The organism is Adhaeribacter rhizoryzae, assembly GCF_008629685.1.
Classification (GTDB): domain Bacteria; phylum Bacteroidota; class Bacteroidia; order Cytophagales; family Hymenobacteraceae; genus Adhaeribacter; species Adhaeribacter rhizoryzae.
In genome coordinates this window covers 1-12,285 of sequence record NZ_VWSF01000010.1, presented here as the reverse complement: position 1 = coordinate 12,285, position 12,285 = coordinate 1, and the positions used below count along the sequence as shown (strand labels likewise).

General features: G+C 41.2%; 8 protein-coding genes. 6 read left to right on the top strand and 2 right to left on the bottom strand.

The features are described 5' to 3' along the window. Positions 1-55: 55 nt before the first annotated feature. Together F0145_RS13660 and F0145_RS13655 are read right to left on the bottom strand one after the other, a co-directional pair. Positions 56-955: a cell division protein FtsX gene (locus F0145_RS13660; protein WP_150088979.1), complete on the bottom strand. Its 900-nt coding sequence runs from the start codon at positions 953-955 to the stop codon at positions 56-58. Between the two features lie 67 nt (positions 956-1,022). Next, entirely contained in the window at positions 1,023-5,612 is a 4,590-nt protein-coding gene (locus F0145_RS13655; RefSeq protein ID WP_150088978.1) for a translocation/assembly module TamB domain-containing protein, read from the bottom strand. Positions 5,613-5,618: 6 nt separating this feature from the next. On the opposite strand from F0145_RS13655, the gene tsaD reads away from it, so the two are divergent. From tsaD to rpsA, 6 genes are all read left to right on the top strand, one after another. Continuing rightward, complete coding sequence (gene tsaD / locus F0145_RS13650; RefSeq protein WP_150088977.1) at positions 5,619-6,629, top strand: tRNA (adenosine(37)-N6)-threonylcarbamoyltransferase complex transferase subunit TsaD; 1,011 nt, start codon at positions 5,619-5,621, stop codon at positions 6,627-6,629. Positions 6,630-6,757: 128 nt separating this feature from the next. After that, positions 6,758-7,060 (top strand): thioesterase family protein, encoded by a 303-nt coding sequence (locus F0145_RS13645; RefSeq protein ID WP_223816049.1) that lies wholly within the window; start codon positions 6,758-6,760, stop codon positions 7,058-7,060. Positions 7,061-7,154: 94 nt separating this feature from the next. Further along, positions 7,155-7,622: an SsrA-binding protein SmpB gene (gene smpB, locus F0145_RS13640; protein WP_150088976.1), complete on the top strand. Its 468-nt coding sequence runs from the start codon at positions 7,155-7,157 to the stop codon at positions 7,620-7,622. Between the two features lie 75 nt (positions 7,623-7,697). Continuing rightward, entirely contained in the window at positions 7,698-8,480 is a 783-nt protein-coding gene (locus tag F0145_RS13635) for a C40 family peptidase (protein WP_223816048.1), read from the top strand. A 191-nt stretch (positions 8,481-8,671) separates the two neighbouring features. Beyond that, positions 8,672-9,190, top strand: a complete 519-nt coding sequence (locus tag F0145_RS13630) for an HNH endonuclease (protein ID WP_150088975.1) — start codon at positions 8,672-8,674, stop codon at positions 9,188-9,190. A gap of 275 nt (positions 9,191-9,465) precedes the next feature. Beyond that, the gene (gene rpsA / locus F0145_RS13625) at positions 9,466-11,298 is read left to right on the top strand and encodes a 30S ribosomal protein S1 (protein ID WP_150088974.1); all 1,833 of its coding nucleotides are present in this window, start codon (positions 9,466-9,468) and stop codon (positions 11,296-11,298) included. Positions 11,299-12,285: the final 987 nt, after the last annotated feature.

Genomic DNA, 12,285 nt, shown 5'->3' with positions numbered 1-12,285 from the left:
AAAATATTAAATTCATTTTCTAGTCCCGAACAATTGAACTCCAAACAACCTTAATTTAGTACAGTTCATCGAGTGACATGCCCAGGTATTTTTTGATGGCCCGGTACGAGCTGATAAAACCCAGAATGCTGCCCAATATAACCAGAAACAACAGCAAAATACCAATCTGCATTTCGTCGCGGAGTACGTACAATTCGTTAATCTGGTAATAGGCATATTGCAACAAACCTAGCAGCATAACAGAGGCCAGTAAGCCACTAACCAAACCTTGCCAGGTAGCCCGGTTCAGGAAAGGCCGCTGAATAAAAGATGGCGTAGCACCCACCAATTGCATGCTCCGGATTAAAAACCGTTGCGAAAACAAAGCTAATTTTAAGGTATTATTTATTAGAATAATTACCGCCAGCACCAGAATGGCCGCAAAGCTGAGTAAAATAATGCTTAGTTTCTGAATATTGCTGTTGATGGAATCAATGAGGCTTTCGACGTATTGTACTTCGTACACGCCCGGAATATTTTCTAACTCGGTTTTAATTTTTTTAAGGTTAGCAGAATTGGCATAATCGGCGCCAATATTTAAAATATACGCATCGCGTAATGGGTTTTCACCCAGAAAGTTCAGGAAGTCTTCGCCGGTTTCTTTAATAAATTCTTTGGCGCCTTCTTCTTTCGAAAAAAACCGGATTTGGGCTTTATTACCTTCGTAAGCAATAAATTCTTTCTTGGCCAAGCGGTTCTGAACGGCCACCAATTGGGTTTCGGTTAAGTTGCGCTCCAGGTAAACCTGCACCTCAATGCTTTGCTTTACAATATTAGAGAGCTTGCCCGCATGAATAAGCAGAATGCCAAATAACCCAATTACAAACAAAGCCAGGGTTATGCTGAATATTACCATCGCATACGGGTAACTGCCTAACTTTTTTTTACGTGTGGGTTTTAAGTGATCTCTTGCCATACTTTCCGCGGTGGTGCAAAATTAAGAATAAATACCACAACCAAAACCGCTTTGTAATTCTTTGCTATTATTTAATATCGTCGTAACGCACATCGGAGTCCAGAATAACCCTTTCCCGCTCTTGTTGTAAATAGCGCCTGCGCACCCGTTTGCGGGCAAATAATTCGCTAAACCGGTTAAATTGTTCGGTGTGCAGCACGCTTACGTTGGTGGTGGCGGTATTGGTGGTACTGGCAAAACGACGTTGCGAGGTAATATATTCTAAGCGGAGGCGCAACTTTCCGTTTTGACCCAAATAATATTCTACCCGCCAATCGCCGGCCAGGGTATTGGTAGTACCGTAAAAATCAGAGGAAGTTTCGTTGTTGTAATTACTATTGTTTAAGCCACCTTCGCGGGTTACCCGCAACCGGCCTTCGAGCAAGCTGTAACTTAACCGCACTTGTAAATTACGTAAAGCTACCTGGTCTAAGGCGCTGGCGTTCGGGTCAGAAGAATTAATGCCAATATCTACTTCCAGGTTAGAATCTACCTGCGATAAAAAGTTGCCTAATTGGTTGGTTACCAGCTCACTTAAGCTACCCGTAATGCCGGCTTCCAGAGCGGTGCTGCCAAAATTATTTCTATCGGATAACCGTTTTAATATTAGTAAGCTAAAAACCTGCCGGTTCAGTTCGTCCTGGTCGTTTCGTAGGTCGGCGAGTACGCGGGCCAGCTGGGTTTCTACATCGTTAGGGGCATTCTGAAACTCTAAATCCAGTCTTATTTCCGGGGTTAATAAATTGCCAGCTAGGTTCATAACAGCGGTTACCGGAATGCGCACATTAGATAATGTTTCGTCGTTGTTAGCCAAGCTTTGGGGTATGGTTACGTTTTGGGTATAGGTGGCCGTAATATTCATGATACCGGCATACGGGTCGCCGTTCCAGGTAATGGTGCCGCCGGGCCTGATGGTAAATTCTTTGTTTATAATATTATAAAGCGTAAAGTTGTAAGCGCCGCGGGTAATTTCTACTTGTCCGTCCATGGTAAATTCGCCGCGGGTATCAATATTCATCCTAATTCGGCCATTGCCTGAGCCCCTTACCATATCGCCGGAAGTCTGGTCCAGAATAATTTCCATGTAAGCATCGGGGGTAATCTGCAAATTAAAATTCATGTTAATGCCCGATAAATCTGCCTGGTTGGAAACCGAGATAGGAACAGCTAGTGTCGAATCCGGAATATTGCGATTTACGAACCGGATAAAATTTTGCCGGGTAACAGTGCTGCTGTTATCGAGCGGAATAGAAAGGCGGGTGCCGGCTTCGCTGCGAGCATCAATATTCATTTGCAGGTTAGAGGGCGCGCCTAAAACCGTAGCCGAACCGGTAGCAATAGCGGTGCCATAATATAATTGGTTTTGTTCGCGGGTGGTATTTAACACCATAAAGCGCCGGAATTCGCCGCGTAAATCCAGGATCATATTTTTAAAACCCTGGTGAATAATACTGCCACTTACCGTACCCACATTGTTTAGCGGGTCGTAGAGTTTTACATCCCGAAAAGTAATATCGTTTTGGGTAAAGTAAATCCGGTCTGAGAAAGTATAAGTGGTGTTCAGGTAATTAAAGGTAAATCGGCCGTTTGAAACCAAAGCAGAGCCCGACAGGTTAGGCGCGGTTAGTTGACCAGTCATTTGTAAACGGCCATCCATGGTACCCGAAAGGTTCGAAAATAAGGTATTTAATAACGGTTCTACCAATTTTACCGGCGCATCGTCCATTATAGCCAATAAATCTATCTGGTTATTTTCGTCGCTGGGGTTATAGTAGCCGGTTACGTTCAGCACTTTTAAATTGTCGCGGGTAATGCCTAAATCCACGGCCAACCGTTTTTCCGGATTATCCCAGTTAGAGGTGCCGGCCACCCGGCCCACAAAATATTCATTCATGTAAACCGAGTCAGCGGTTAACTGGCTCGTAATAATGGCTTGCCGGTATACATCGCGCGCCGAAAGCTGGGCATTTAAGATGCCTTTAAACTTACTGGTAAATAAAGGGTTCAGGTTCTCCAGCCTAAAGTTATCAATCTTAACTTCTAAAGATTTTTCCGGATTCTGGGAAAGCATACCCGCCACGCTAATGCGCTGGTTCTCATGAGAAATTACCACATCCTCAAAATTAATTTCTTTACCTAAACCCGATATTTCGATGGTGTTATTGGGGGTAATATGCCAGGCTTTGCCCAACACATTTACGTTAGAGGTATTAAAAACAATTTGTAATTTATTATTTAAGAAGGTTAAGTTACCGCTAATATTGGCCTGATTGGTGGAGTTTACCTGAGCAATATTGGTGGTAAACTGAATAGCTCTTTCGCTCCAAACGCCTTCTAAATAAAGGTTTTCGGTGTTGCCGCCCGGTTTTAATATTTGCTTTTGGGAATTGACAATTACGTTTGCCAGTACATCGGGCGAGTAGGGCAGCTTCGAGGTATTCAGTTCCAGGTCGTTCAGCAAGAACTGGTTTTTACCGTAGTACAACGTATCGGTGTGGGCATAAACGCCAAATATGGCATTAGAACCCTGGCGAAAACTTCCCTCTATAATTGAATTATCAGAAATGCCCAGATTAGGTACAAAAGCTTTAATAATGCCGTTAAAATCTTTCAGGTTTAGCTTGTAATTAATGTCGTACTCAGGCAGGGTAGTACGCTTTTTATTACGGTAATAAGCCGCTGTAACCGGCGGGTTGCTTTCGAAGTTAAGGCGATATTCGTGTACCAAGGTGCGCAAATCGCGCAGCAAAACGGTATAATCCCAGGTGCCGGTAGCATTTACATTGGCCACATCCGATAATATTTGCAGGCTGCGCTGGTTGTTTTCTAAAGCCGAAATAAATACCACCGAATCGGTAGGCACCACATAATTATTAAGCTTTAAGATGGTATTGGCAAAGTAAGCCCGCCCGGTTATGTTATCTAGCTGTAAGCCGCTAAAATCTACAGTAGCTTTGGTTTGCAGACTTATGTTTTCGTTGGTTAGTTTTAAAGCTTTAAAGTCCAGGTGCTGAATATCGGCTACTAGATCAAAGGACGGACTTTGCTGGTTCAGGTTTACATCGCCGGTAGCGGTTAAATTAATATTGGGGTCGCGGATGGTAAAATCCCCGGAGAATTGTTGGCGGCTTAGCGTGGCGTTGGTTTTAATATTTCGGTAATTATAGCCGTATAAGTTAACGGCATTAATATTGGCATCAAGCTGCACCCGGGCTGTATTTATATCAAAACCAACCCCTTTTACCCGGCCATCTAAAGAAATATTTGAAATTATTTTACTGTTGCCGATTAGCTTGCCTACGTTAAAATTAGCAGTACGCAAATAGCCGCTGTAAGAAGAATTCTGGGTTTTAGGATTAATTTTTAAGTTAATATCCGATACCACATTTCCTAAAGCCGTCTGGAAAGAACCGTTGGCTACAAAGTCGTTGTAAAAGCCCAGGAAATTACCGGTTAATTTTACGGTGCCGAGTCTTTGGGCTATCGCAAAAGATTTTTTAGGTATATATTTTTGCAAGTCCCGGGCATTTACCACCGAAGGCTTAAGTTGCATTTCAATAAAAGCTTCCCGGATGTTAGGCAAACCGCTTGCACTCAGGTTACCCACAATATGCGTGTTCCGGCCATAAAAAACATCTAATTTATTCGCCCTAAACCTTTTAAGCTTTCCGGCCAGTTCGCCGATAATTAATATGCTATCGTTTAAGTCTTTAAATTGTGGCGCAAACCGGGCTATGTCTTTGGTATATACTTTGGCCTTTTTTAAATTGGCCGTTACCGTTACGCTGTCGTTGAATTGGGTAAAATTGCCAAAGCGCTTGTAATCAAACCGGATATATTCCCGGAGGTTGCTTTGGCCCAGACTTAATAATACATCATTAAACTCCCAGAAAGTAGGCGCAAAGACCATGCGGGTGCTTAACTCGTGTAACCGGGTTTTACTGCGGGTTTCGGTAGTCTGCAATTTATCTATTTTAACTCGCAGGGTATCGCCAAGTTCAATTTCGGAAAAGCGCCCCGAAATGCTATCGGCTATTAAATATTTGTAATCAACGGCATTGCTGTCGGGGGCAAAGGTTTTGTTTTGATCGTAGTAAGTAAAGCGGCCGTTTTTGATCGTAATGGCATCTATCTTAAAATCGAAAGGCTTTTTGGTAGTAGTGGTGTCTTTTTTAACGGTTAAATTCTGGAGGGCTTTTAAAAAAGAACTCAGGTTAAAAGAATCGGTGTTTTTGTAGCGTACCAGATTCGCCTGCGGTTTTTCCAGGGTTAAATCCGAGATATGTAACTGATTCGGGTGGAAAATATCGAAGAAGCTGATGTCCGCGTGCAATCGGCCCACGTAAAATAATACTTCGTTCTTATAATCGAGTACCTTAACTTTGTCTAAAATTACCCGGTTAAAAAACGCTATATCTACCCGGTCGATGCTTACCTCGTGCTGCAGCTTTTCCGATAATATGCCGGAAGCTTTGTGTACGGCGGCGGTTTGCACAGCCGGAATACGAATAGCAATTAAAATAATACCGGCTAACAGCAGTAAAAACAGGATTAGTCCGAAAATAAATTTCAGAAAAAATTTTCCTACTGCCTGCAGCCTGTTATTCTGGTTTTCCAAGTAAATATGAGTCCTACTATTTTAGCAATTGAATCTTCCTGCGACGATACTTCGGCCGCTGTAATTAAAGACGGCAAAATACTAGCCAATATTGTGGCAACGCAGGCGGTTCACGAAAAATACGGCGGGGTAGTGCCCGAGCTTGCCTCGCGGGCCCACGAACAAAATATTATTCCCGTTGTATCTCAGGCTTTGCTTACGGCAAATATAACAAAAAGTGAATTAAACGCGGTGGCCTTTACCCGCGGTCCGGGTTTGTTAGGTGCCTTGCTGGTGGGTTGTTCTTTTGCCAAATCGTTTGCGCTGGGTTTAAATATTCCAGTAATTGAGGTAAACCACATGCAGGCGCATATTCTGGCGCATTTTATTGATGAACCAAAGCCCAATTTCCCTTTTTTGTGCTTAACCGTAAGTGGCGGCCACACCCAAATTGTTTTGGTAAAAAATTATTTAGAGATGCAGGTTTTGGGCCAGACCACCGATGATGCTGTAGGAGAAGCTTTCGATAAATCGGCTAAGTTGCTGGGTTTGCCTTACCCCGGCGGACCCATGCTGGATAGACTGGCGCAAACCGGTAACCCCAATGCCTATACTTTCCCAATAGTGAATATGCCTAATTACGATTTTTCGTTCAGCGGCATTAAAACTTCTATTTTAAATTTTATTAAAAACAACACGCAAGCCAATCCAAATTTTATTCAGGAGCATTTACCCGATATTTGCGCCAGTATTCAGCAAGCTTTGATTCAGACTTTAATGAAAAAACTGGTTTCGGCCGCCAAAGAAACTAATATTAAGGAGATAGCTATTGCCGGCGGGGTATCAGCTAATTCGGGTTTGCGGCAAACAGTTCAGGATTACGCAAAAAAATACCAGTGGCAAACCTATATTCCGGCTTTCCAGTATTGCACCGATAACGCTGCCATGATTGCCATGACGGCTCATTTTAAATATTTGGCTGGCGAATTTACCAATCAGTACGCCAGCCCGGACCCACGTTTAAAAATATCTTTGTAATAGATTCAACAGCAACTTTAGGCCGTAAATAATTATGCTGGTAAATATTGCTGTTTATTTATAGGAGTGATATTTAGTTAATATTTATTATTCATCCTGTATTGGCTAAAATATTAATCTTAGCGTTTATGAAGTATAATCTTCAGGTAGGTGCCACCAGGATTTTTCAGAAACTCGTAACAGAAGCAGATTTAGCCAGGTTTAATGGGGAACTAGTTCATGCCGTATGTTCTACGTTTGCCTTGGCGCAAGTTCTGGAATGGGCATCGCGGTTATTGGTGCTGGAAATGAAAGAGGAAGATGAAGAAAGCATGGGTACTGGCTTATTAATCAGGCATAAATACCCGGCGTTTCCCGGCAAGATCCTTACCCTAACAGCTACTATACAGGAAATAAATGCCAATGAATTGGTGTGTGGGGTAGTGGCATAAGTTTGTGCCAGGTTAATAGCCGACTGTGAAACCCGACAGAAAATTTTGAAAAAAAGAAAAAATAGCTAAACTTTTGAACCCAAAGCGGGCATAAATGGCAACAAATAAAGAAAGAATAAAGAAGACGGTAAATATTCAGAACCGCCGGGCTTCTTACGAATACCACTTTTTAAATAAATATACGGCGGGTATTATGCTTACCGGTACCGAGATAAAATCGGTGCGCGAAGGCAACGTTAACTTAACCGATGGCTTCTGTTCTTTTCAGAACGGTGAATTGTGGTTGAGCCAGGTGCATATTGCCAAATTTACTGAAGGTACTTATAACAACCACGAACCAACCCGCACCCGCAAACTGCTTTTAAATAAAAAAGAATTGAACCAACTGCGTAAAAAATCGGAAGAGCAGGGCGTAACCATTATTCCTACGCGGCTATTTATTAACGACCGGGGCTTTGCCAAAGTAGATATTGCTTTAGCCAAAGGCAAAAAACTGTTTGATAAGCGGGAAGATATTAAAGAACGCGATGTAAAACGCGAGATGCAGCGCGAGCGTTTTTAGCAATTTATGAACTTCGTTAGATAAATAAAGTTGAATAGCTAATTATTAACAGCTAATACCTAATAACTTAAAAAAGTGGATTACGGAATTTGTGCTTTAAGCCATGTGCCAGTAAGAAAAGAGCCAAGCGACAAAAGTGAATTAATTACCGAACTTCTTTTTGGTGAATGTTATACAATATTAAATCAGGAAGGGAATTGGTTTTTGGTGCAAAATGCCGCCGATGGCTACGAAGGCTGGATTGATTTTAAGCAACATTTTCCGGTTAGTGAAGCTTATTTTTCGGAGTGGCAGGTACAACAGCACCCCCGTACTTTAAATCTGGTAGATTTTATTTACAACAACCAAAATCGTATTCCTTTATTATTGGGTAGTACCTTGCCTTTTTTTGTTGGTAATAGCGTTAGGTTAGGGGAGGAGGAATATTCTTTTGCTGGCCAGGTTTCCGATTTAAATATTGCGCCAGAAGCACATTTCCTTCAAAATATTGCCCGCTTATTTTTAAAAGCGCCGTACGTTTGGGGTGGTCGTACTGTTTTTGGTTTAGACTGCTCTGGTTTTGTGCAGCAGGTTTACAGCTTATGCCATTATCAGTTGCCCCGCGATGCCTGGCAACAAGCTGCGCATGGCCAGGAAGTACATTTTGCTTCTCAAACTAAACCCGGCGACCTGGCTTTTTTCGATAATGCCGAAGGACGCATTGTGCACGTAGGTTTAATGCTCGACGGCAACCAGATTATTCATGCGCACGGCGAAGTGCGTATTGATACACTGGACCACCAGGGCATTTTTAATGCCGACCGGAAGCGGTATACCCACCAATTGCGCATCATCAAACGCATCTTTCCTAACTTATAATTAATAAAAAGCTTTTTACTGAATAATAATATTTATTCTGCTGTAAACTCGCGCTAAAGTTATCCTTAGGGTAGATGCCACCTATCTACTTGGCTGATAGCGTTAAGGCCTATAAATTTATTTTTATTCACCAGCCTTCCTTGCTTGTTCGTTTTAGATTCTTTTTGTAAGTTGGAAGAGTTTAAGTGGTTATGGATCAGAAGGTACTTATTTTAAATCAGGATTTCACGGCACTGGCTCTTTGTAGTATACAAAAAGCATTTGTTTTATTGTATTTGGAAAAGGCCGAATTGGTGCATAAATCTGAATCAGCCATTTTGCGCACCATCAGCAAAATATATCCGGCCCCTTCAATTATTCGCTTGCAGCGTTATGTGCACGTGCCGTACAAAGGTATTTCTTTAAGCCGGCACAACGTAATGAAGCGCGACCAATACCAATGTTTGTATTGTGGGTCCACTAAAAATTTAACCCTCGATCATTTAGTGCCTAAATCCAGAGGCGGCAATTCTAGCTGGACCAACCTGGCTACGGCTTGTATGCGCTGTAATACCAAAAAAGGCGATCGTACCCCCGAAGAAGCCGGTTTAACCCTGAAACAGAAGCCCCGGAAACCTTCTCTCACCGCTTTTCTGGCAGCCCATGCCGGCAATTTCGATCAGAATTGGGAAGTTTATTTGCGGGTGAAAGATAAACTCCGCGAAGAATAACGACTGGTAATTAAATTATCAATCAATTATTTAAATGTATTTTCCTTTCTCCAGAAGCAAATATTTATTTGGCTTATAGTTTACAAGTTGTGCTATTAGCTTAAAACTACTTCGTTGCAATTGCTGCTTAACTAAATTCTTGGATTATTCCTGATAATCAGCTATCTTTGCCGTTCATTCAAAATGAATGGGCTTTGCTTGCGCAAAGGTATGTATAACCAAACCGGCCGGCGGTAAGCTCGACTTCCGGTTTCTTTACCAGAGCAAAATAACGCATGAGTGCAAATGATGATTTTAACTGGGATGAATTTGAATCTCAGAAATTCGGTGGCAATTACTCTAAGTCTGAGCGTGCCGAATTAGAAAAAATGTATGGTGATACATTAAACACTGTTCAGGAAGAAGAAGTAATCAAAGGAACAGTTGTAGGTATTACCGATCGCGATGTTATCCTGAACATCGGCTTCAAATCAGATGGGTTGGTGCCTATTTCTGAATTCCGCGATCAGCCCGACCTGAAAATCGGTGATGAAGTAGAAGTTTTCATTGAAGACCAGGAAGATCCAAATGGCCAATTAATTTTATCTCGTAAGAAAGCGAAAATTGTTAAAGCCTGGGATAATATTTATAAAGCCTTAGAAAACGATACAATACTGGAAGGTATGGTTAGACGTCGGACTAAAGGTGGTTTAATCATCGATCTGAATGGGGTAGAAGCTTTCTTACCAGGTTCGCAAATTGATGTGAAGCCAATCCGGGACTTCGATGTGTTTGTAGGTAAGAAAATGGAAGTGAAAGTAGTTAAGATTAACGCTGCTTTCGATAACGTAGTTGTTTCGCACAAAGTACTGATCGAGAAAGATCTGGAGCAACAGCGTTTTGCTATTTTGAATAACCTCGAGAAAGGCCAGGTTCTGGAAGGTGTTATCAAGAACATGACCAACTTTGGGGTATTTATTGACCTGGGTGGTGTAGATGGCTTGTTACACATTACCGATATTTCTTGGGGACGTATCAACCATCCGCAGGAAGTATTACAATTAGACCAGAAAGTTAACGTAGTAGTTCTTGACTTTGATGAGGACAAGAAGCGTATTTCTTTAGGTATGAAGCAATTAACGCCTCATCCTTGGGATGCACTTTCTGCTGAAATCACAGTTGGTTCTCGCGTTAAAGGTAAAATTGTGAATGTTGCCGATTATGGTGCTTTCTTAGAAATTTTACCAGGTGTTGAAGGTTTAATTCACGTTTCTGAAATGTCTTGGTCGCAGCACTTGCGTAACCCACAAGATTTCATTAAACAAGGCGACGAAATTGAAGCAGTTGTATTGACCCTGGATCGCGATGAGCGCAAAATGTCTTTAGGCATTAAGCAACTGACCGAAGATCCTTGGACTAAGCAAGATGTTTTAACCAAATATGCTGTAGGAACTCGTCACTCTGGTGTGGTGCGTAACTTAACTAACTTTGGCTTGTTCATCGAGCTGGAAGAAGGTGTTGATGGTTTAGTACACGTATCTGACCTTTCTTGGACTAAGAAGATTAAACATCCTTCGGAGTTTGTAAAAGTAGGTGAGAACCTGGATGTAGTTGTTCTGGAACTGGATGCTCCTAATCGTCGCTTAGCTTTAGGGCATAAGCAACTGGAAGAAAATCCATGGGATACTTTTGCAACTTTATTTAGTGTAGGTTCTATTCACAAAGCTACTATCCTGGAGAAATCAGATAAAGGTGCTGTTCTGGAGTTACCGTATGGTATTGAAGGTTTCGCTTATCCGAAAAACCTGGTAAAAGAAGATGGCGCTAATGCAGAAGCGGGCGAAAGCTTAGACTTTAAAGTAATGGAGTTCTCGAAAGATGATCGCAAGATTGTTTTGTCTCATACCAACGTTTATTCTGATCCGAAAGAAGAAGCTGCCAAAGCTGATAAGTTCACGAAGAAGAAACCGGGAGAGGCTCCAAAATCTGGCAAACCAGTTGATCCGAAGAAAGCTAAAGATTCTGAACGTTCTACCCTTGGCGATTTAGATGCTCTTTCTGCTCTTAAAGATAGAATGATGAGCAATGAGGCCAATGCTGGTAAATCTGGCGATGAAGCTTCTGAATAGTACTTATAATATTGTACAAAATTAAATGTAAAATAACCCTGGATAAAAATCCAGGGTTATTCTTTTTATATAGCCTAACTATTGTAGCATTTCCAACAGAAGGGAGCATAAAGCAATATTTAATAAATAAAAGAGATTATTTATTAAAAGCTTATAACTAGTTATAAAATAGAGTGATTTTAGCGTTGTTAAGTAATTAAGAGCATAAGAAAATTAATTAGATAGCTACTAAAAGCTTACTTTTATTAAAAATTTTAAACTATTTCTTTCTAAGTATTGCAAAATGAAAAGTATTTTCTATTTTTGCACCTCCAAAACGGACAGCCGGTTCAAGATGGAAGAGTGTTGGAGAAAGGAGTAATAATGTTGAGCCAAAAGAAGCAGACGCAAGTTTATCTCCTTGGTGTTTTTAACCGGAAGTTACCGGTAATAAAAATAAAATAATTTTGGTTGCAGGTTTGCAAAGTTTAAGAATAAAATCTTACCTTTGCACTCGCAAAAAAAGAAAAGCAGCAGGCTTTTGGAGTAAAGTGTAGCAAGGAAGAAGCAGGGTTGAAAGCTGTTTGCTTAGTAAATATTCACTAAGGCATTTCCAGAGAAAAAACTTAAAATAATCTTTAATATTTTTTTGTAAAGAAGAAAATAGTTCTTACCTTTGCACTCCCAAACGGAAAGAAGCTAAAGAGTAGCTGATAAAAGCCAACAAAAGGTTGGTTTCGGAGGTTAAAAAATCAGGTTATCTGATTTAAGTGCAAGCAAGCAACAGGCAAGTAATTGCTAATAGCGAGCAATACACACACACATCATTACAGCCGGTAATGACAGATTAAGCGAGTTGGGATTTTATAGGGATATAGGATACGATTGGTTTAAGAAAGTTCTTTGAATAGAAGGAAATAAGAATAGCAAACCGCATAAGTGCTTTAAGCGAGATTGTTAGATGGTTAAAGGTTTAAATTGTTGTTAAGGCAATTCAACCATTAAGTC